Below are 21,352 nucleotides of genomic sequence, written 5' to 3'. Positions count from 1 at the left end.
GGTTGGGTTAGCGTATAACGGTAATGGTTCCTTGTTTGAGAACTTTACCGGCACTTCTGATTTTATAATAGAACACCATGTTCTGAGAAGCGAAGCTGGTGGCAGAGGCCGGCCAGTTGTTCTGATAATTCGACTCGTTAAATACTTCCTCTCCTTTATCGTTGTAAATGGTCACGATTACATCGGACTTCCCGGAATAGGTGTTCGGGAGGATCCACTGGTCGTTAATCCCGTCTCCGTTCACCGAAATCACATTGGGTACCCGGAAGGTGTCCAGATAGGAAATGGTGATGGGACGGGCCACTTCACAACCGCCAATCGTAGCGATCAGGAGGTATTGTCCTGCCTCGCTAAAGGCGTATGAGGAGGCCGTACTCAATTCAATATTGTTGCTGTCCAGCCAGCGATAGGTGTCTCCGCCGGAGGCATTTACCGTGCGGGTGGTGCCCTCGGGGATCCGTACATCGGTGCCCGGGTCCAGGGTAATCAGGTTTTCATCCAGGCCGGTCAGGGTCACTTCGTTAGAAGGGACCGGGCAGCCGTTGCGCTGAATCACCAGTTGGTAGGTACCGGGGGTGCCCACGTCTATACTGGCCGTGCCCAGGTTCAGGTTAACCCCGTCCCGGAACCAGTCAAACGTTACCCCGGTCAAATCTGTGGTGGTGGTGATGGAAACCGGTTCGGCCGGGCCGCAGACGGTGTTTTGGCTGCTGCTGATGGCCAGATTTTCATCTACCCTCAGGTTCACGGAAAGGCTGTTTGAGGTGGTATTGTAGGAAGAGATGCTGCCCTCCAGGGTGTAGGAGCCGTTTTCGGCAATATCCGCCAGGCTGATGGAGGACGCGGTTGCCCCGCTTACCGGGGTCCCGTCGTGGCTCCATTGGAAGCTCATGCCCGCCAGGATGTCTGCGGTAACCACAGTGGCGTTGCCACCACCATCCAGGGCACGGATTTCGGTAACTTCAAGCACTACACTGGTGTTGGCACAGTCCGCATAGGAGCCGCTGTAGGCGATGTCCATTTCCAGGGACGCCGGGGCAACAACCGTTACGGCTTCAGAATCTACGGAAGTAGACGCACAGGCCCCCCCCGTCAGGGAAACCCGCGCAAAATAGCTGCCGGTTTGGGTATCGGTTACAACCAGGGTATTGGCGGTAGCGCCTGTAACCGGGCTGCCGTCCTTATACCATTGGTAGGTTACGCCTGAGGCGCTGGAAGTTACTTGCAGGGTGGTGTTTTGCCCGGGCAGTACCACAACGGAGGCCGGGTTGTCGCGGGAAACGGTAAAGTTTCCGGCATTCCCGATGCTTACGGCGGCGGATTGCTCTACACAGGCACCTGGGCCAAAGACCTCTACCTGATAATCCCCTTCAAAGCCTGCCACGCCGGCATCCACGGTATAAGTAGAATTGTCTACGGTGGGCGCGGTAATGGGGCTGCCGTCCTTCAGCCAGGTGTAGGTGAGCCCCTGGCCGGAGATATTCGCCTCCAGCAAAAGGGTTTCCCCCGCACACAGCTCGGTTTTGGCTGGCGGGTTGATGGCAATCCCCAGGCTGGTGCCCGAGGTCACATCAATCAGGTTGGAAAGCGTATTGCCCGAACCGGAGCAGGCGCCATAATCGATTTCGGCATTGTACATCCCGCCTTGGGTGACGGAAATGGACGGGCCCTTGTCTGCCAACAAGGTGCCGCTGCGGTACCAGTTATACTGATACGTATCGGCATTTGCCAGGTTATAGACTTCCAGGGTAATGGAGTTGCCATCACAGACCTGGGCGGTCCCGTTGCCAAAATCGGCCTGCCCCTGGGGGCGAATGGTAATGCCGCTGTTCACGTCCAGGTAGTACATGGGATAGGCCGGTGAGGTGGGGCTCGTTTGTGCCGGACTGGTACTGCGGACGCGCAGGCGGTATCCCTCCCCGCGGGTATCCGTGGGCAGGGCGAACTGGAAATAGAAATCAAAGGTGGTATTCTTGGAGCCATCCCGCGCCAATTCTACGGGGCTGCTAAAGTTCCCGTCGGCATCGGAGAGTTCCAGAATGAATTCGTTATCGGCATTTACCAGGGGTGGGCTCCAGGTAAAGTTTACCCAATAGTCATTGAAGCTGGCAGAAGCACAGGCGGCAGACCATGGGGTAGATCCGGCCGGGGGGGTCTGGTTGGGAGCGGCCACCGGGGCATTAAGCACCTGCGCAGATCCGGATTGGATCCACAGGCATCCGCACAGTAGGGCTGTGACGAGGCGTAATTTTTTGTCCATGACGGGGTTCATTTAAGCGTTAACAACTTTTGGTTTGCCCTACTTTGAAAGGTCGGCTTCCGGTACACATCCCTTTAATCGGGAATTTTATGCCGCTCGACCGGAAGGGTCCGAACCTATCAATACATAACAAATATGGCTCAAGGGCCGCCCATACTGAATTTATTGTTGTCGGTCGGATTAAAACTGTTGTGAAACGGGTCCTTTTGTATGGATGAGGTACGTGTTTGCGGGGATGAGCAGCATTTTTCCTACCTTTACCGCCTTAATTTTGACGTATGAAAGAGGGTTCCAGATCCCTGAATTTCATTGAGCACATCATAGAAGATGATCTCAAATCCGGGTATTCCCGGGAGCAACTTCGTTTCCGTTTCCCACCGGAGCCCAACGGGTACCTGCATATTGGCCACGCCAGTTCCATTTGCCTAAATTTCGGACTTGGATTACGGTATCAGGCGCCGGTAAACCTGCGTTTCGATGACACCAACCCCACCAAGGAAGAACAGGAGTATGTCGATGCCATCAAGCGAGACGTGGAATGGCTGGGTTTCGAGTGGGCCGAGGAGCGCTATGCCTCCGATTATTTCCAACAATTGTATGACTGGGCCGTAGCCCTGATCCGCAATGGCAAGGCGTATGTAGACAGCCAGACCTCCGAGGTGATTGCCTCCCAGAAAGGTACGCCCACGGAACCCGGTACCGACAGCCCGCACAGAAACCGATCGGTATCAGAAAATCTGGACCTGTTCGAACGCATGAAAAACGGCGAGTTTCCTGAAGGAGCCCATGTTTTGAGGGCCAGGATAGACATGGCTTCCCCGAATATGCTCATGCGGGACCCGGTCATGTACCGCATCCTTCACAAGGCGCATCACCGCACAAATACCGATTGGTGTATTTATCCGATGTACGATTGGACCCACGGGGAGAGCGATTATATCGAACAGATTTCACATTCCCTGTGTACCCTGGAGTTCCAACCGCACCGGGAATTGTACGACTGGTTCCTGGATCAGGTGGTAGCTGAAAACCGACTGCGGCCCAAACAGCGCGAATTTGCCCGCCGCAACCTGAGCCATACGGTTGTAAGTAAGCGGAAGCTCCTGCAGCTGGTGCAAGAAGGGCATGTAGAAGGCTGGGACGACCCCCGCATGCCCACTATTTCCGGACTGCGTCGGCGTGGATGTACTCCGGCCGCCATCCGTAATTTTGCAGAGACCATCGGGATTGCCAAGCGCGAGAATGTGGTGGATGTTTCCCTGCTGGAATTCCACATGCGGGAAGACCTGAACAAAATTGCGCCCCGGGTGATGGGTGTCCTGGACCCCGTGCGCCTGGTCATCACCAATTACCCGGAGGGGGAGACCGAATGGCTGGAGGCCGAGAATAACCCGGAAGACCCGCAGAGCGGCTCCCGGGAGCTCCCTTTTGCCAAAGTGCTTTATATTGAACGGGAAGATTTCCGCGAAGAGGCGAACCGAAAATTCTTCCGTCTGAAATTAGGGGGGGAAGTGCGCCTGAAGAACGCCTATATCATAAAGGCGGAAACTGTGACAAAGGATGCCGATGGAACCATTACCGAGATCCAGTGCACCTATGACCCCAGGAGCCGCAGCGGCAGTGGGACCGAGGAAAGCCTGCGCAAGGTGAAGGGTACCCTGCACTGGGTTGCTGCCGACCACGCCATCCCGGCTCAGGTGCGGTTGTACGACCGCTTGTTTTCCGACGCCACCCCGGACCAGCATAAAGACAAGGACTTCCTCGATTTTATCAACCCGGACTCCCTGCAAGTCATCCAGGCCTGGGTGGAACCCGGACTGAAGGATGCTAACCCAGGAGAACGTTTCCAATTCCAGCGGATGGGATACTTCTGTGTAGACCGGGATTCCACCCCGGGGCAGTTGGTGTTCAACCGTACCGTTACCCTGCGGGATACCTGGGCTAAAATCGAGCAAAAGGCAGAATAGATAAAATCAATTGTATTTTGAATACCAATTGATATATTCCATGAAAACCCACATGTTTTCAGGCGTTTTCCAAGCTTTTTAATCGCCCTTGCTTGTGCTTGGGCGTAGAGGCCATTATAATGCCGCAGAACGCCTTTATCGAAGTTTTTGGTCTAAAATCGGCTGCTTTGGCCGGATCGCATAAAAAAAAGAAAGCCCCGGGAAGTCCCGGGGCTTTTTTTAGGGTCTTGCGCAAGGGGTCAGGATTCTTTTTTCTTATTCTGTTGTTTCATGGCTTCACCAATTTGGTTGCTGGCCGTAAAGGATGCCACCATGTTGTTCAGCATATCGCTTCCCGCCTGAGGCGAATTCGGTAGCAGGATCAGGTTGGTGTTGGTCTCCTCCCCTATGGCCTGCAAGGTGTCGTAGTGCTGGGTGACCACGATAAGCGCGGAGGCTTCCTGGGAATTGATGCCTACCTTGTTCAGGACCTCCACGGATTCCTCCAGGCCCCGGGCAATCTCCCGGCGCTGGTCGGCAATCCCCTGCCCCTGCAGCCGCTTGCTCTCGGCTTCGGCCTTGGCCTTTTCCACAATCAGGATACGGGCGGCGTCCCCTTCAAATTGGGCGGCAATCTTTTCGCGCTCCGAGGCATTGATGCGGTTCATGGCAGCTTTCACCTGCGCATCGGGATCAATATCCGTTACCAGGGTTTTGATAATATCATAGCCGTATTCCAGCATGGCATCCTGCAATTCGGATTTTACCGCAATGGCAATGTCGTCCTTCTTTACAAAGACATCGTCCAGTTTCATCTTGGGCACTTCGGCCCGGACCACGTCAAAAACATAGGAAGTAATCTGCTCGTGCGGGTATTCCAGCTTGTAAAAGGCATCGTAGACCTTGTCCTTGATCACGACATATTGAACCGAAACCTTTAGCTTCACGAATACGTCGTCCAGGGTCTTGGTTTCCACAATGACATCCAGCTGCTGGATTTTCAGGCTGAGTTTTCCCGAGATGCGGTCCACCAGCGGGATTTTCATCTGTAGCCCGGAATTCCGGATGCTCTGAAAGCGACCAAAGCGTTCAATAACGGCGGCCGTCTGTTGTTTCACCACAAAAAAGCAGCTGAAAAAAACGAAAAGGACCAGTAAGATTACGGGTAACCAGGCAATAATATTTCCCATCGGTGTAGTGTTTAAGGGGTTATTAAGGAAGATACGAAAGCTTCCTTAATATGTCGGTATGTCCAGTGAAATGTTACAGGGGTTTTACCCTTGTGTCGTTCCCAACACGGCAATGGCCCGTTCAATCCTGGAAAGGGTTTCCCCTTTACCAAGCAGTTCCATAATATCGAAAATGTGAGGGCCCTGCATCGCTCCTACCAGTACCAACCGCAGGGGGGGCATCACCTGCCCGAACCCAAGTCCGGAGGCCGCAATCCACTCCTTAACGGCCGCCTCTGCCCGTTCACCTGAAAATTCATCCAGGACCGAAAGGACTTCAGCCACGGCCTGCAATCGGTCAGGGGTTTCTGGCTTCCATTGTTTTTTCACGGCCTTTTCGTCATAGGTTGCAGGCGCTTCAAAGAAATAGCGACCCGCTTCGCAGGCTTCCCAAAGGAAGGAGGCGCGTTCCCGGATCAGGCCCAGGACCCGGTGCAGGTAGGCGTCCTCAAATGGTCCTGCATCGGGCAACAGTCTGCTAAGCTCCTGGCGGAATTCCGGCAACAGGCTTTCCAGGGGGCGCGCCTGCAGGTAATGGTGGTTGAACCATTTGTTCTTTTCCGGGTCAAAGCGAGCCCCGGACTTTTGCACCCGCTCCAGGCTAAATTGGGCAATAAGCTCTTCCTTGCTGAAAAGCTCCTGCTCGGTACCGGGATTCCAACCCAGCATGGCCAGGAAATTCAGGACGGCTTCCGGGAGAAATCCCGCCTCCCGATAGCCCTGGCTCTCCTTCCAGGATAAGGGAAAGACCGGAAACCCAAGTTTTTCCCCATCGCGTTTGCTCAGTTTTCCTTTGCCAGTGGGTTTCAGGATCAGGGGCAAATGGGCAAATTGGGGCGGTTCCCACCCGAAAGCCTTGTAGAGCTGTACGTGCAGGGCCAGGGATGGCAACCACTCTTCGCCCCGGATCACATGGCTGATTGCCATAAGGTGGTCGTCCACAATATTCGCCAGGTGGTAGGTGGGCATGCCATCGCTTTTGAACAGGACCTTGTCGTCCAGCAGGTTGGTATCGATGCGGATGCTGCCGCGAATAAGGTCCTCCAGGACCAGGACCTGGTCTACCGGCCATTTAAACCGGATCACGTATGGGTCGCCCTGGGCCAGGCGGGACTGCAGGGCTTCAGAGCTCAGGGTAAGCGCGTTGTCCAGTTTTTCCCGGTTATGCCAGTTGTAAATAAAGGTTTTGCCTTTGGATTCGTGTTCTTTCCGGTGGTGTTCCAGGCTTTCCGGGGTGTCAAAGGCATAATAGGCCCACCCGGTGGCAAGGAGCTTTTCGGCGTATGCACGGTAGATATCCCTGCGTTCGCTCTGCCTGTAGGGTCCCTTGGTGCCAGGCCTTTCTGGGCCTTCGTCATATGGGATGCCCAGCCAATCCAGCGCCTCAATGATATAGGCTTCGGCACCCTCCACAAAACGGTTCTGGTCCGTGTCTTCAACCCGGAGAATGAAGGTCCCGCCATGTTGTTTGGCAAAGAGGTAATTGAACAGGGCGGTGCGTACCCCTCCAATATGCAGGGGCCCGGTAGGACTGGGGGCAAAGCGGACGCGAACGTTAGATTCCATAGACAGTATTTCAGCCACAAAGATAGGGAGGATGGGGGAAGTGGCAAGCCTATAGGGCGGGCTTCATGGCGGCAGGAATGCGTGGGTTCATAATGTAAAACCACAAGGGCGGGATGGCGGCAATGACCATAGAGGTGGGATAGCCGAAAGGCATTTGGGGAGCGGTTTCATGGGAGCGCAGCAAGGGATATTTAATAGTCGATTTGAAATGGTGGTCGGAGTGGCGTGTGAGTTCATACAGGACAATTCGGCCTACTACATGGTCACTGTTCCAGGAATGGATTTCCCGTACGCGTTCGTACCTGCCGGAAGGCAGTCTTTTACGCAAGAGGCCGTAATGTTCCACGTAGTTCACGGTTTCCAGGAGCAAAACGCCACCTAGGGCGGCTATCATGGCGTATATCATCCCCCAGGGCCCTTGCCAGGCATAAATCACAATAAGGTAGGCCAATTGGGCCAAATGCCCCCACAACATGTCATTGCGCAAGGTCCAGAACCCACAATTTTCCCGGATTAAACGCTGGCGCTGTATGTGCCAGGCGTTGCGATACTGCCGGGTAATGGAGGAGAACCAAAAGGAGTAAAGAGGTTGGTTATAACGCGCCGTGGCCGGATCTTCCGGAGTAGCCGCGTGTAAATGATGCCCAAAGTTATGTTCAACAAAAAAATGCGTGTACAGGTTGGGTATCAACAGGATCTTACCCAGTATGCGCTCCCATCGGGATTTGCGATGGCCTAGTTCGTGGCCCACATTAATGCCGTTAACGCCAAGAACAATGCCCAGGCTCAGTAGTATACCAGTCTGCTCCCAGGCGGGTAATGGTTCTGTACACAAGAGGGCAATCCCGGCAATAAGTATAGCATAAACCAAGGGCACATTAACATACAGCATCAGGTCAAATATGGGATTTACCTGAGCTTTCTGGGCATCTTCTGGCGTACGATTCCGGTGGTCCCGTGGAAATGCCAGTTCGAGCAAGGGGATCAGAATAAAGGCGTATAAGGGGGTAGCGTAGGCCCATAAGCCTTTAAAAACCAGGCCAATGACGGCACATAAAGGGATACTGTAAGCGGCTAGGTATTTCAGGTCCTTCATGGGGCTTTTAACATCCTTTTTAATCGCTTTTACGGGCGTAGTGGCTATCTTGGTTTAAAAGATACAAGGATTTGTCCCGATACAACGAAATTTTAGGCAAACTGAAAGGGTTTTATGTCAGGTATTATCAACGGCAATTGGTAATTGGCCTGATCCTTACCCTCGTTGTGGGGGGCTTGTTGGTCATCCTGATGGCGGGCCTGGAGTATTGGCTTTGGATGGGGCAAAGGGCCCGTCTGGTGATGTTCTGGTTTTTAGCCCTGATACTGTTAGGTTTGGTCCTTCACTATCTGTTGCGCCCGGCTTTGTATTTGTTTCGCATACGGAAGGGCCTGAGCGCAGAGGAAGGCGCCAGGATTATCGGTCGGCATTTTCCCAAAATAGGGGACCGCTTGCTTAACCTGATAGAATTGGGGCAGGAACAGGAGCGATCGGAGTTGTTACTGGCTAGTATAGAACAGCGATCTGAGGCGTTGAAAGGGGTTAATTTTACCCAAGCTTTACCGTGGAGGACTGTATGGAGGTACGCCAGGTACCTTGCCATTCCTGCAGTTATAGTAATGATCCTCGCAATAAGTGGAAAGGCCCTGGATTGGTGGGAGTCATACCAACGAATAAGGCATTATGAAATGGCATATACCCCTCCGGCACCATTTAGGTTTCAGTTGGTGAACACAAAACTGGTTGTACTTGAGAATGAAACGGTGGTGTTGCGGGTAAGGACGGTTGGGGATATCCGGCCCGATAATCCTGAAGTGGTCATCGGCGGTTCTCCTTTGCTCATGGAAGCATCTCAGGGGGAGTTCACGTATACCTTACGGCCACCACTTCAAACTACAGAATTTTATTTCCGTTCCGGGTCTGTGCAGTCCGGCGGGTATCAATTACAGGTGCTTGATGTTCCCATGATTGAGCGCATGGAAATGCGTTTGGAGTATCCCACATATTTAAATCGGCCTGCTGAGAGTTTAAGGGGAAGCGGAAACGCCACGGTGCCTGAAGGAACACAAGTATCCTGGCAGATAGGTGCTGTTCATACTGATACGGTAACTTATAAGGATAGCGGGGATACCTTGAATTTTAAAAGGGAAGGTCAGGTTTTTACCCTGGAAAAGGTCTTCAGGACATCAGAGAATTATACCCTGAGCACCTCCAATACAGGCGTTAGGGACTTCGATAAAATAGCCTATGCCATTTCGGTGGTTACGGATCAGTATCCGGAGTTGGATGTCCGGATGCATATGGACTCCCTGCAACCCGGGCTTTTGTATTTTGAAGGGGAAGCTGCAGACGACTATGGGCTGGACGGGATAAGACTTGAGGTCTGGCCTACGGAAATGCCTGATTCAGTTATCAGGCTGAACATTCCAGGCGGTAAATCCCGACGTGAACGGTTTTATTATACGTATCCTTCAGGCCTGAATGTATTGCCAGACAGGTCATATGCCCTGGAGTTTGTGGTATCCGATAACGATGGGTTAAGGGGCGGTAAGGAAACCCGTAGCCAAACCTTTGTGTTGGAGAATAAAGGAGAGCTCATTCTAAGGCAGGAACGGATTGAGGCGCAACAGGGCTTGTTTCGAAAAATGGAAAACCAGATTGAGACGGGTCAGGAATTACGTGAAGCCATGGAGCAAATGCAAGAGGATAACCTGGAACAAAAAACACTCTCGTATAATGAACAAAGGGAGTTAAGGGATATAATGGAACGTCAGTTCCAGCAGGAGGAGTTAATGCAGAAGTACAATCGGGAATTATCCAAAAGCCTCAGTGAAACAGAGGAAAAAACCCCGTTTAAGGAATTATTGCAGGAGCGACTGGAGCGACAAGAGCTGGAAGCTCAAAAAAATGCCCGCCTGATGGAGGAACTACAGGAGGTGTTAGATCAACTGGAAAAGGAAGAACTACAGGAGCGGTTAGAGGAAATATCCAGGCAACAAAACAATAATCAAAGAAGCCTGGAACAAATACTGGAATTAACCAAGCGTTATTTTGTCGAACAGCGCAGCCGGGTCTTGGCCCAGAAGCTTGGCCAATTAGCCAGGGAGCAGGATACGTTGGGTCAGATTAATTATGCGAACCCGGAGCGGGAGGCGGACGTACAGGAGGATTTAATAGAGGATTTTCAAAATATTGGGAAGGAGCTTGGGGAGTTGGAACGTGACAATCAACAACTGCAAAAGCCCTTAGACTGGAAACGCGATAAAGGCAAGGAGAAATCGGTTTCGGATAATCAGGAACAGGCCCTTGACGCCATTAAGCAACAAATGCCTGAGGAGGCGAATGATGCCTCCGGGAATAACGCGCCTTCGGATGCAAAAAGGGCACAAAAGAATGCTGCCCGTATGATGCAGGAGCTTTCAGATGCCCTTTCAGGCATGAGTATGTCCGGCAGTTCATCCGATAGTGCTGAGGATGCGGAAGTGTTAAGACAGATATTGGATAATTTATTGGTTTTCTCTTTCAAAGAAGAACTACTGTTCGATCAGGTTCGGGATAAGGAAAATGCCACCATGAGCATCTCCGGCGACATTCGGGCCCAACAGGAATTAAAGGAGTTGTTTGAACATGTGGATGACAGTCTGTTTACCCTGTCCTTACGACGACCCGAACTGGGAGAAGAGGTCAATCAAAAGGTTACCGATGTTTACTATAATCTGGACAAGGGAATAGAAAGTCTTGCCGAAAACCAATGGTATCGGGCCACATCTTATTCCCAGTACGTTATTACGGCCTCTAATGATTTAGCGGCGCTTTTGGCCGAAATCCTGGAGAATATGCAGCAGTCGCTGCAAATGGGCGCAGGTCAGGGGCAGGGAGAAGGCATGCAATTGCCGGATATCATTAAAAGTCAACAAGAATTGCAGGAAGGCCTAGGGGGAACACCTAAAGGGTCGCCCTCGGGTTCCGCTCAGGGAGACGGGGCTCAAGGCAGTCAGGGAGAGGGACAGAATAGGGGTGAACAAAGGGATAAGCAATCAGATAATCAGGGTCAAGGCGACCAGGGGAATGGCAATCCTCAGGAGGGAGAACGGGGTCAGGGATTAAATGAGACCCAATTGGCTGAAGTATTTGAAATTTATAAGGAGCAGCAACGGATACGGGCGGCCCTGGAACGCCAGTTAGAGGACATGATTCGTAAAAGTGATCAGGACTTGGCTAAGGGTATTCTGCAGGAAATGGAACGGTTTGAATCGGATTTACTGCGTAATGGGATAACCCAGCGTACGGGGGAGCGATTAAATCGTATTCAGCAACAATTACTGCGCCTGGAGGATGCGGAGCTCTCACAAGGCGAAAGGGAAGAACGAGAAAGCCAAACCAATATCAGGTCATTTACCAACCCGGTCTTTTCGAGACCAATCCTGCTGCAAGAGAAGGAAATAGAGGTGGAAATTTTGAATAAACAAGTATTACCTTTGCGCGGCCGTTACAAGGATAAGGTTCGGCAGTATTTTAAAGGTAATGATTGACTACCATAGCAAAACTGACTTCGCTTTAACTGATACCGATAAATATACCGAATGGATTATAACGATCATTCGGGAATATGAACGGGAGCCAGGCCAAATCCAATATGTTTTTCTGGATGACGAGGAACTTCTGGCAATGAATCAAGAATATTTAAAGCATGATTATTATACCGATATCATCACATTTGATTATTCAGCTGGGGATGATGTTACCGGTGATATTTTTATTTCTGTCGATCGCGTCAAAGACAATGCCCGGGATTACCGTGTAGACTTCAAGGACGAATTGCGCAGGGTTATGATACATGGCATACTTCATCTTCTGGGAATGCAGGATAGCACAGATGCCGAACGGAATAAAATGAGAAAGGCGGAAGATGCAGCCATGAAATTGTTCCACGTGAAACATTAATATGTTCGGAAAGGATTATGACATAATTGTAGTCGGAGGCGGGCATGCAGGGTGTGAGGCTGCCGCTGCTGCGGCCAATATGGGCTCGCATACCCTACTCATTACCATGAATCTTCAGACGATTGGGCAAATGAGCTGTAATCCGGCCATGGGGGGCATCGCCAAGGGACAGATTGTTCGCGAGGTTGATGCTTTAGGTGGATATAGTGGCATTGTCAGTGACCGATCCGCCATTCAATTTAAAATGCTCAATAAATCCAAAGGTCCTGCCATGTGGAGCCCGCGCACCCAGAATGATCGGATGCGTTTTGCTGAGGAATGGCGCACCATGCTGGAGCAAACGCCAAATCTTGATTTTTACCAGGAAATGGTAAGTGCGCTTTTAGTAGAAGGAGATCGCGTTGTAGGCGTACGTACCGCATTGGGTATAGATGTGCGGGCAAAGGCGGTAATCCTGACCAATGGTACTTTTTTAAATGGACTGATACATATCGGTATCAAAAATTTTGGTGGGGGTCGCGCGGGGGAACGGGCGAGCACAGGAATAACCGAACAGTTAACCGCCCTTGGCTTTGACTCGGGCCGGATGAAAACCGGTACACCCCCACGCGTAGATGGGAGAAGTCTGGATTATTCCAAAATGATTCCTCAACCCGGGGATGATAATCCTGATCGGTTTTCCTATTTGGATACCGGGAAGCTCCTAAAGCAGCGGGACTGTTTTATGACCTATACAAGTAGCCTCGTTCACGACCTGCTTAAGGAAGGGTTTGATCGTTCACCCATGTTTAATGGGAACATCCAAAGTATAGGACCACGGTATTGTCCGTCTATAGAAGATAAAATACATCGGTTTGCAGGCAAGGATCGGCACCAGATTTTTGTGGAGCCGGAAGGCTGGAATACGGTAGAGGTTTATGTAAATGGTTTTTCTACCTCCCTGCCAGAGGATATTCAATTTTCTGCCCTGAGGGCCGTGGCTGGATTTGAAAAAGTAAAATTCTTTCGACCGGGCTATGCCATCGAATACGATTATTTTCCGCCTACGCAACTCAAGCATACCCTGGAAACGAAATTGGTTTCCCATCTGTATTTTGCCGGGCAGATCAACGGCACCACGGGGTATGAAGAAGCTGCCTCCCAAGGTCTGTTGGCTGGCATTAATGCCCATCTGAAATTAAATGAAAAAGATCCCTTCATACTGAGGCGGGACGAGGCTTATATCGGGGTTCTTATTGACGACCTGATTACCAAAGGGACGGAAGAACCTTACCGGATGTTTACATCCCGCGCGGAATATCGGACGTTGCTCCGGCAGGATAATGCGGATTTACGGCTTACCGAAAAAAGTTACCGGATGGGGCTGGCCAGTGAGGCAAGGTTCAGGCAAATGTGTAGAAAGAAGGAGGCCAGCGAAGCGTTGGTTGCCTTTATCAATAGTACCAGTTATCAACCGGAGGAAGTAAATCCCATCCTGGAGCAGGTAGGGTCCAGCCTGGTAACACAGGCGGATAAACTGCACCGGGTGTTTTCTCGTCCTCAGGTGCAGATGGAACACATGCTGCAATTGAAAGCAGTGTCCGATTATGTAGAAGCGGAAGGCCTGGGCAAGGAGGTTTTAGAGCAGGCAGAAATTGCCGTTAAATATGCAGGCTATATCGAAAAGGAGAAGGCCAATGCGGATAAACTGCAACGCCTGGAGAATGTGCGTATCCCCGAAGGGTTTGATTACCATCAGGTAAAGTCGCTTTCCTTTGAAGCCCGGGAGAAACTAACCGATATCCGCCCTGCAACCCTCTCCCAGGCTTCCCGCATTAGTGGGGTTTCGCCAAGCGATTTGAGCGTACTCCTGGTGTTCCTGGGCAGGTAGGTTCCACGTGGAACACTTTTGTATTTTATACTATTTTTAGGGCAAATGGGTCAACATATTAGCATGAAGCAAAAGGAAGGCGGTATGGAAACCCGAGACTTTATGGTGAGCGGGGAAGGGTTCCATGTGGTGCCTGCAGGCACGGAAGGGGTCTTGTGTACCCGACCCTGCCCGGAAGACCTGAGCCGATATTACGACAGCCCGGACTACCTTTCCCATACGGATGGAGGAAGCGGTCTTTTGGGCTGGTTTTATGCCCGCGCCCGCGCCCTTAACCTATCCCGCAAATTAGGAGGCATTGCCCGTGTCATTCCGACCCAAGGACGCCTGTTGGACCTGGGTGCCGGAACCGGGGCCTTTGTACGCAAAGCCCGGGAAAAAGGTTTCGAGGCCCAAGGAATGGAACCCAATGCCGAAGCGCGGAAACAGGCGCTTCAAAAAGGGGTGGAATTGCATCCAGACTTGCATACTATTGCGGCACAGAAGTTCGATGTCATTACCCTCTGGCATGTGCTGGAACACATCCCGGATTTGGAGGTACAGCTAAACTGGTTGCAGGCACACCTGGAACCCGGCGGGTTACTCGTACTGGCACTGCCCAATTATCAATCCTGGGATGCTCGGCATTATGCAGGCCATTGGGCCGGCTATGATGTGCCTCGCCACTTGTGGCATTTTTCGCGCCAGGGGATCCAAAATACCCTGCAGCCTTATGGGTTTACCTGTACACAAATTCGGCCCATGTGGATGGATGCCTTTTATGTGGCCTGGTTATCCGAGCGCTATCGCCAAAAACGATTCCCAATGATCCGGGGGTTTTTCAAAGGAATGTATTCCAATGGTTGCGCCCTCTTTACGGGTCAATATTCGGCCTTAACGTATTATTTCCGTCGGTACTGAGCCGTCAGGACCACCAAAGCCAATCCAAAGCCGTTTGAGCCAGCGTACAGCCCTAAGCCGGAGGCTGTGACCTTAAAAATCCAATCGCGAATTACAGGGCTTTAAAACGCACTCAAACAAATAGCCCTACGCAATGTTGTGACGCATAACCATAGATTTGAATGATGATGCGAAAAACACGCATGCAAAGCACAGGGGATCCAAGGGGCTTTCCTATTTTTGCCGCAACCCTAATTCTCAGACAATGAAAGGAATTTTAAGCATTTTGGTAGTGGCCGCTCTGGCAGTTAGTTGCCAGCAAGCCAAGTTTGCCCATGTGGATTATGCCAAACTCATGGATGGATACAAGCGGAAACAAGATTTGGAATCCAGCTACCAATTGAAAGCGGAAACCTTTAATCGCAAACGCGACAGTATTTCGCAGGCATTTCAGCTGGAAGCCCAGGATGTGCAAAACCGCTCCAGGAACTCTTCGCAACAAAGAGCCCAGGAAGAAATGACATCTCTGCAACAACGGGCGCAGCTGGTAGGTCAGCAATTGCAACAGGAAGAACAGCAGATGCAGCGTATGGGGCAGATGAAATCCGATAGCCTGCTTACCCAGGTTAAGGAAACCATAGCCAAATACGGGACGGATAACGGATACACCTATGTCTTTGCCGCAGGCGAGGGGAGTAGTGTACTCTACGGGCAGGAAAGCCTGGATGTTACCGAGGCCATTCTCAAAATCCTGAACGACGAGTACCAGAAATAGCCCGGTTTTAGACCCTGAAAATATACCCGGCCCCGGCCGGGTTTTTTTATGCCTGAAGCAAAACCAGCAAGAATACAGTGGGGATCAGGTAAACCACCAAAGTACGCGCCCCTTCGTAATCCCTGGCCATGCGCTGCCCGAAGAAAAGCATCAACAAGGCCAAAGCGGCCGTAAGGCAGGCGTATATTCCAAGGGATTTGTCCCCGCTTCCCATCAGTACCACTCCGCCGGCAAGGCTTAGGGCGCCTGCCGCCAACTCCACCATGGTAATGATCCCCAATAACAGGGGAACACTCCCCGCCAGGGGTGATTTTGAAAAGTGATCCTTAAGCCAGGAGGCATTGCCTTTCCAGTCCAGTACCTTGTCCAGGCCACTTTGCAAAAACGTGATGGCCAGGAAGGCCAAAAGGATCAATTCTGGGGCGTAAGAAATTATAACATCCACAATATCAAATAGTTAAGAGGGTTTTACGTGTAATAGGCGAGTGAGCTTTATAGACAAATCGGTGAAGATGATCCGGGCGTTGCCATTGCGTTCCACATGGTAGATGGCAGACTCCAGTTCCCGCACAATGGGCTGGATATTGCGCTCATGTACAAAAGGGGCAAAGCGTTTGAGGTCAAATCCGTCCTGGTGCATTTTCATAAACACCAGGGGGTCTGCCTTGTAATTGAGCAAGAGGGCTTGTCGCATTACCGAGAGGCAGTACTGCAGGTATTTCTTCTGCGTCTCCCGCCCGGTTTTGGCAACCTCCTGGCTCCACAATATAAGCTCATGAACGGCCCCTTTGTTTCCCTTCGCCTTAAAGGCAGTGCGGGTCCATTGTATGAACCAGCGTTCAAAAACCAGGTCTTCGGAATCCTTAACCATGAGGTCCAGCGCCTTGTTGTAGTTGCCGTTGGCCTCCTGGGCAATCTGCATGGCTTCGCTGCGGTTGGCCCCCCTTGCCACCAGGCCATCGGCAATGACGCTTTCGGGTAAGTGGGGAAAGTGCAATACCTGGCAACGGCTACGGATGGTCTGAAGGATTTGTTCTTCATCTTCCGCAATCAGGATGAGGACGGTTTTGGCAGGGGGTTCTTCGATCAGTTTGAGCAGCTTGTTGGCGGCCGGGGCGTTCATGCGTTCCGCCATCCAAACCAGCATAATCTTATATCCGCCCTCATAGGATTTCAGGCTCAGTTTGCGTGAAATGTCCTGGGCTTCGTCCACCCCAATCTGTCCTTGTTTGCGTTCAATGCCGATGGTGCGGTACCAGTCAAAGAGGTTGCCATAGGGTTGTTCTTGCAAAAAACTCCGCCATTGCGAGAGGTAATGGTCGCTTACCGGGTGGCTTTTTACGGTATCTGAGGAGGAAACCGGAAAGGCAAAATGCAGGTCCGGGTGGCTCAGGTGGTCAAACTTGGTATGGCATGCCACCGCATCTGTCGTGGAGGAACACAACAGGTAACGCGCATAGGCAATGGCCATGGGCAGGGCGCCGCAACCCTCGGGCCCCACGAACAACTGGGCATGCGGGATGCGGCCCGCATCGGCACTGGAAGTGAGATGGGATTTCAGGTGTTGTAACCCTAAAATATCCGAGAAGCGCATGGTCCCAAAGATAGGGCTTTTGCCTATGAAGCCTTATTTTTTCAATGCCCTGCGCACCCCTGCGGATTATTGGTTATTTTTGGGGTTGCTTTTAAACCGAGACACATGACTATTGACGATTTTGACTTTAACGACAAAAAAGCACTGGTACGGGTAGACTTTAACGTGCCCCTTAATGACGCTTTTGAAGTAACCGATACCAACCGGATCGAAGCCGCAAAGCCCACCATCATCAAGATTCTGGAAGACGGGGGCAGTGCGGTGCTAATGAGCCACCTGGGGCGACCCAAAGGCAAACCCACTCCGGAAATGTCCCTTTCCCATATTGCAGAAACCGTTTCTGAGATTATTGGGGTTCAGGTTAAATTTGTTCAGGACTGCGTGGGCCCCGAGGTAGCCGAGGCTGTGGAGAACCTTCAAAGCGGGGAAATCCTGCTGCTGGAAAACCTGCGGTTCCACAACGAGGAAGAGGCAGGGGACCGCGCCTTTGCGGAGCAGCTTTCCCATTGGGGCGACATCTACGTAAACGACGCCTTTGGCACGGCCCACCGCCCGCACGCTTCCACCACGATAGTTGCAGAGTTCTTTCCGGGCAAAAAGTGTTTCGGCTATTTGCTGGCCCGGGAAATTGAGGCCATCCAAAAGGTGATGAAAACCGGAGAAAAGCCGGTTACGGCTATTCTGGGAGGGGCCAAGGTGTCTTCCAAAATCACCATCATCGAGAATATTCTGGATAAGATCGACCACCTGATTATTGGGGGTGGGATGACCTACACCTTCGTAAAGGCCCAGGGGGGCACCGTTGGCGATTCCATTTGTGAACCGGACAAAACTGATCTGGCACTGTCCATCCTGGAACAAGCCAAAGCAAAGGGTGTAGAGGTACACCTACCTTCGGATGTGGTGGCTGCGGATGCCTTCGACAATTCGGCTAACACCCAGGTGATGCCCGCCAATGCCATTGCCGATGGCTGGCAGGGGCTGGACGCCGGGCCCGAAACCCTGAAGGCTTTCGGACAGGTGATCCTGCAGTCCCGCACCATCCTCTGGAACGGGCCCGTAGGGGTCTTTGAGATGCCTGCCTTTGCCAGGGGGACGATCACTATCGGGGATTACGTGGCCGAGGCAACGGAAAACGGGGCTTTCTCCCTGGTGGGCGGAGGCGATTCCGTGGCGGCCGTAAAACAATTCGGTTTTGAGGAAAAGGTGAGTTATGTCTCCACCGGGGGTGGGGCCATGCTCGAAAGCCTGGAGGGGAAAACCCTGCCGGGAATTGCAGCCATACAGGAGGGGTAACCCCAGTTCCCTCAATGGGAAGGGACTTTAACGGGAAAGATTTCGTACTTCGGGAAAAATATCCGATTTTCGTTAACCCCACTCCATTCAATCCTTTACGCCCATGAAAAAGCACCTGGCCCTGTGTGCCCTGCTTTCCTTTGCAGGTACGTTGGCCCAAAGTGAACCGGCCGCGCCTGCCAAGGCCTCCGATTCCGCATCCATCCTGAAACCCTCGGGCCCTCCGGACCTGCAGGAGGTTCGCCTGGCGCGCTCCGGGAACGACGCCCTGGCCGATCTGGAACAGGCCGCAGCCCTGGATAGCCTCTGGCTGCAGGAGCTCAGCCGGGCCGGCGACTGGTTTGTGGAGTTGCAGGAGGCCCTTGCCGAAACGGACACTGCGCTCTCCGAAAACGAAAAAGCCGTTTCCACGGAAGTGCTGAAGGAACGCCTGGCCCGGCTGGACGAGCAGACGCCTTTCCATATCGGGTACAACCCGTCCCTGGAACGCGTTATCAATGCCTTTCTCACTGGCAAGCGGGACCTGATGGAGCGGATGCTGGGTGCCAGCCAATTCTATTTCCCGATGTTTGAAGAGGCCCTGGACAAACACGATTTACCTCTGGAGATCAAACACCTGGCTATTGTGGAATCCGCCCTGAACCCCCGGGCCAAATCCCGGGTTGGAGCAACAGGTCTGTGGCAGTTTATGTTCGGGACGGGTAAAATGTACGATCTGGAGGTCAGCAGTTATGTGGACGAGCGCAGCGACCCCCTCCTGGCCACCGAGGCGGCTTGCCGATACCTCTCCAAGCTCTATGAAATTTTCGGGGACTGGGATCTGGCGCTGGCTGCGTACAATTCCGGCCCCGGTAATGTAAACAAGGCTATCCGCCGCTCCGGCGGGCGCACCAACTACTGGAATATCCGTCCCTTCCTGCCCCGGGAAACCGCGGGCTATGTACCGGCTTTCTATGCCACCCTGTACATTTTTGCCTATGCTAAAGAACACGGGCTGAACTACCGGCAGGCCCACCGCCCCTATTTCGAAACCGACACGGTATGGGTAAAGAACACCCTCACCTTTGCACAAATATCCAAATACACCGGCTTGCCGGAGGCGGAGATCCAACTGCTCAACCCGGCTTATAAGCTGGATATTATCCCAAAAGTTGCCGGCAAACCCTATACCCTGCGCCTCCCGGTCCGGGCCCTGGGCCGTTTTGTGGCCCATGAAGATTCCATCTACACCTGGGCCAGCCGGGAACTGGAATCCCGGGAAAAGCCCCTGCCCCAGCTGGTGCAGGCCCAGGACCGCATCCGCTATCGCGTGCGCAGCGGGGATTATCTGGGGAAAATTGCCGAGCGCTATGGGGTGGGTGTTAGCCAGATCAAACGTTGGAACGGCCTGCGCAGCGACAACCTGCGCGTCGGACAGCGCCTGACGATTTACCCCAGGCGACCGGTTGCATCGGTCCAACCCAGCTCCAAGCCCGCCCCTCAGACAGCTTCCGCATCCGGGAGCCAGCCCAAGGTTCATGTGGTGCGCCCCGGAGACTCCTTATGGACCATTTCCCGCCTTTACCCCGGGATTTCTATCGAGAACCTGCGGGAATGGAACGGTATTAGCGGGAACAACCTGCAGCCGGGAACCCGGCTTAAACTCTGTAATTGTTCATCTTAAAACCAAACCACATGAATAGGATCATAGGAATGTTGTTGGGTGTTCTGGTTTTGGCAGGCTGTCAGGATTCCCCCAAAAAGAAGTATAAGCCCCAGTCCATCGGGGCCATCAACACCGTGGCAGTGGTGATGGATAATGGGTTGTGGGAAGGCCAGGTGGGCGATAAGGTCAGGGAGTTTTTTGCCGCCCCCGTACTGGGCCTTACCTGGGATGAGCCCGAATTTACGCTGGAACACATGCCGCCTTCGGTTTTTCGTGGCACCACGCGCCACCGCCGCGCTGTGCTCTATGTTTCCAAAGACAGCATTAACGGGGCGCAGGTCCAGGACGACCTGTACGCTACCCCCCAGAAGGTCGGGGTCATTAAGGGAGCCACGGACTCTGCCCTGATTGCCAATATCTCCAGTTTTGCCCCACAGATCAAAAACGCCATCCGGCAGATGGAATTGCAGGAGTCCCAGGACCGCTTTTTGCGATCCCTGAGCAAGGAGACGGTGCTGAAAGACAAATTCGGGATAGGGCTGCGACTCCCGTCCCTGTATAAGGTGGGCAAGCAGGAAGACAATTTTGTCTGGATAGACCGGGAAATCCAGAAGGGCAGCATGAATATTATCGCCTATCAGCTGCCGGGGGGTTTTTTCAAAAACGACTCTACCCTGGTACGCGACATTATCCGGATGCGGGACTCTATTGGAGAGGCCTTCATTCCCGGTCCTGATGTGCCGGATAAGATAACCTATATGGGTACGGAAAAGGCCTTTGCGCCCTATGTGATGCCGGCGGAAATCGGGGGAATGAAAGCCGTAGAGGTTCGCGGGATCTGGGAGATTGTGAATTACCCCATGGCCGGGCCCTTTCTCACCTACATCATCAATGACCCGGAACGGGACCGGCTAATGGTCCTGGAGGGCTTTACCTTTGCCCCGGCAACCAATAAACGGGATTATATGTTCGAGCTGGAGGCCATCCTGCGCACCGTCAAATTCGATACGGTGGTTAGCGTTTCCCCTTAAACCCAGCTATTTTGTAATAAAAAAAGCCCCATGTGATCACATGGGGCTTTTTAGTGCGTAATGTCTAAAATCCCGCACTCAGAACATGCAACAAGGCGTACATCGTTAGCAGCCAGATGCCAAAGCAGAGCCAGGAAAGGATTCTGAAATGGCGTTTGATCAGGTACCGGAATTTACTGCCCAGGGAAGCGAGCAGGGACGGAGGTGCTTCTATACGGTTTTCCATAACATGATAAGAATCGGGATAACCCGAAGTTGGGAATTTTCCTGCAAAAGGCAC

Annotated in this window: 16 protein-coding genes; 9 read left to right on the top strand and 7 right to left on the bottom strand. The window is 52.4% G+C overall.

The window, feature by feature from the left end:
• Nucleotides 1–7 precede the first annotated feature (7 nt).
• Entirely contained in the window at nt 8–2,260 is a 2,253-nt protein-coding gene (locus OZ410_RS04210; protein ID WP_277706668.1) for an Ig-like domain-containing protein, read from the bottom strand.
• A gap of 278 nt (nt 2,261–2,538) precedes the next feature.
• On the opposite strand from OZ410_RS04210, the gene OZ410_RS04205 reads away from it, so the two are divergent.
• Nucleotides 2,539–4,227: a glutamine--tRNA ligase/YqeY domain fusion protein gene (locus tag OZ410_RS04205; protein ID WP_277706667.1), complete on the top strand. Its 1,689-nt coding sequence runs from the start codon at nt 2,539–2,541 to the stop codon at nt 4,225–4,227.
• A gap of 239 nt (nt 4,228–4,466) precedes the next feature.
• Here OZ410_RS04205 and OZ410_RS04200 read toward each other — a convergent pair whose 3' ends face one another.
• The 3 genes from OZ410_RS04200 to OZ410_RS04190 all read right to left on the bottom strand — a co-directional run bounded on the left by OZ410_RS04200 (nt 4,467) and on the right by OZ410_RS04190 (nt 8,097).
• Entirely contained in the window at nt 4,467–5,396 is a 930-nt protein-coding gene (locus OZ410_RS04200) for an SPFH domain-containing protein (protein WP_277706666.1), read from the bottom strand.
• Between the two features lie 84 nt (nt 5,397–5,480).
• Entirely contained in the window at nt 5,481–7,001 is a 1,521-nt protein-coding gene (gltX, locus tag OZ410_RS04195) for a glutamate--tRNA ligase (protein WP_277706665.1), read from the bottom strand.
• 49 nt (nt 7,002–7,050) lie between these two features.
• A complete protein-coding gene (locus tag OZ410_RS04190) occupies nt 7,051–8,097 on the bottom strand; it encodes an alkane 1-monooxygenase (protein WP_277706664.1) in 1,047 nt (348 codons plus the stop codon).
• Between the two features lie 71 nt (nt 8,098–8,168).
• Between OZ410_RS04190 and OZ410_RS04185 the strand changes: the two genes are divergently transcribed.
• From OZ410_RS04185 to OZ410_RS04165, 5 genes are all read left to right on the top strand, one after another.
• Nucleotides 8,169–11,570, top strand: coding sequence for a hypothetical protein (locus OZ410_RS04185; RefSeq protein ID WP_277706663.1), 3,402 nt, complete (start codon nt 8,169–8,171; stop codon nt 11,568–11,570).
• Nucleotides 11,563–11,982 (top strand): rRNA maturation RNase YbeY, encoded by a 420-nt coding sequence (ybeY, locus tag OZ410_RS04180; protein WP_277706662.1) that lies wholly within the window; start codon nt 11,563–11,565, stop codon nt 11,980–11,982. Before OZ410_RS04185 ends, ybeY begins: the two co-directional genes overlap by 8 nt.
• A 1-nt stretch (nt 11,983) precedes the next feature.
• Nucleotides 11,984–13,852, top strand: coding sequence for a tRNA uridine-5-carboxymethylaminomethyl(34) synthesis enzyme MnmG (gene mnmG, locus OZ410_RS04175; RefSeq protein ID WP_277706661.1), 1,869 nt, complete (start codon nt 11,984–11,986; stop codon nt 13,850–13,852).
• 63 nt (nt 13,853–13,915) lie between these two features.
• Nucleotides 13,916–14,752, top strand: coding sequence for a class I SAM-dependent methyltransferase (locus OZ410_RS04170; RefSeq protein WP_277706660.1), 837 nt, complete (start codon nt 13,916–13,918; stop codon nt 14,750–14,752).
• 244 nt (nt 14,753–14,996) lie between these two features.
• Nucleotides 14,997–15,506, top strand: coding sequence for an OmpH/Skp family outer membrane protein (locus tag OZ410_RS04165; RefSeq protein ID WP_277706659.1), 510 nt, complete (start codon nt 14,997–14,999; stop codon nt 15,504–15,506).
• Between the two features lie 46 nt (nt 15,507–15,552).
• On the opposite strand, the gene OZ410_RS04160 is transcribed toward OZ410_RS04165, so the two are convergent.
• A complete protein-coding gene (locus OZ410_RS04160) occupies nt 15,553–15,951 on the bottom strand; it encodes a DoxX family protein (protein ID WP_277706658.1) in 399 nt (132 codons plus the stop codon).
• A 12-nt stretch (nt 15,952–15,963) separates the two neighbouring features.
• A complete protein-coding gene (locus OZ410_RS04155) occupies nt 15,964–17,100 on the bottom strand; it encodes a DNA polymerase III subunit (protein WP_277706657.1) in 1,137 nt (378 codons plus the stop codon).
• A gap of 105 nt (nt 17,101–17,205) precedes the next feature.
• Here OZ410_RS04155 and OZ410_RS04150 point away from each other — a divergent pair, with 105 nt between their 5' ends.
• From OZ410_RS04150 to OZ410_RS04140, 3 genes are all read left to right on the top strand, one after another.
• Complete coding sequence (locus OZ410_RS04150; RefSeq protein ID WP_277706656.1) at nt 17,206–18,396, top strand: phosphoglycerate kinase; 1,191 nt, start codon at nt 17,206–17,208, stop codon at nt 18,394–18,396.
• Between the two features lie 103 nt (nt 18,397–18,499).
• Nucleotides 18,500–20,059, top strand: coding sequence for a lytic transglycosylase domain-containing protein (locus tag OZ410_RS04145; protein ID WP_277706655.1), 1,560 nt, complete (start codon nt 18,500–18,502; stop codon nt 20,057–20,059).
• An 11-nt stretch (nt 20,060–20,070) separates the two neighbouring features.
• Entirely contained in the window at nt 20,071–21,072 is a 1,002-nt protein-coding gene (locus OZ410_RS04140) for a DUF4837 family protein (protein WP_277706654.1), read from the top strand.
• A gap of 64 nt (nt 21,073–21,136) precedes the next feature.
• On the opposite strand, the gene OZ410_RS04135 is transcribed toward OZ410_RS04140, so the two are convergent.
• Nucleotides 21,137–21,298, bottom strand: a complete 162-nt coding sequence (locus OZ410_RS04135; protein ID WP_277706653.1) for a DUF6747 family protein — start codon at nt 21,296–21,298, stop codon at nt 21,137–21,139.
• Nucleotides 21,299–21,352: the final 54 nt, after the last annotated feature.

This window comes from Robiginitalea aestuariiviva (assembly GCF_029537735.1).
Classification (GTDB): Bacteria; Bacteroidota; Bacteroidia; order Flavobacteriales; family Flavobacteriaceae; genus Robiginitalea; species Robiginitalea aestuariiviva.
The sequence above is the reverse complement of the archived record's forward strand: the minus strand, read 5'-3'. Positions and strand labels throughout refer to the sequence as shown.

Coding starts and splice junctions, on each gene's coding strand:
- OZ410_RS04210 (WP_277706668.1), bottom strand. CDS start 2,260: ATGGACAAAAAATTACGCCTCGTCACAGCCCTACTGTGCGGATGCCTG.
- OZ410_RS04205 (WP_277706667.1), top strand. CDS start 2,539: ATGAAAGAGGGTTCCAGATCCCTGAATTTCATTGAGCACATCATAGAA.
- OZ410_RS04200 (WP_277706666.1), bottom strand. CDS start 5,396: ATGGGAAATATTATTGCCTGGTTACCCGTAATCTTACTGGTCCTTTTC.
- gltX (WP_277706665.1), bottom strand. CDS start 7,001: ATGGAATCTAACGTTCGCGTCCGCTTTGCCCCCAGTCCTACCGGGCCC.
- OZ410_RS04190 (WP_277706664.1), bottom strand. CDS start 8,097: ATGAAGGACCTGAAATACCTAGCCGCTTACAGTATCCCTTTATGTGCC.
- ybeY (WP_277706662.1), top strand. CDS start 11,563: ATGATTGACTACCATAGCAAAACTGACTTCGCTTTAACTGATACCGAT.
- mnmG (WP_277706661.1), top strand. CDS start 11,984: ATGTTCGGAAAGGATTATGACATAATTGTAGTCGGAGGCGGGCATGCA.
- OZ410_RS04170 (WP_277706660.1), top strand. CDS start 13,916: ATGAAGCAAAAGGAAGGCGGTATGGAAACCCGAGACTTTATGGTGAGC.
- OZ410_RS04165 (WP_277706659.1), top strand. CDS start 14,997: ATGAAAGGAATTTTAAGCATTTTGGTAGTGGCCGCTCTGGCAGTTAGT.
- OZ410_RS04155 (WP_277706657.1), bottom strand. CDS start 17,100: ATGCGCTTCTCGGATATTTTAGGGTTACAACACCTGAAATCCCATCTC.
- OZ410_RS04150 (WP_277706656.1), top strand. CDS start 17,206: ATGACTATTGACGATTTTGACTTTAACGACAAAAAAGCACTGGTACGG.
- OZ410_RS04145 (WP_277706655.1), top strand. CDS start 18,500: ATGAAAAAGCACCTGGCCCTGTGTGCCCTGCTTTCCTTTGCAGGTACG.
- OZ410_RS04140 (WP_277706654.1), top strand. CDS start 20,071: ATGAATAGGATCATAGGAATGTTGTTGGGTGTTCTGGTTTTGGCAGGC.
- OZ410_RS04135 (WP_277706653.1), bottom strand. CDS start 21,298: ATGGAAAACCGTATAGAAGCACCTCCGTCCCTGCTCGCTTCCCTGGGC.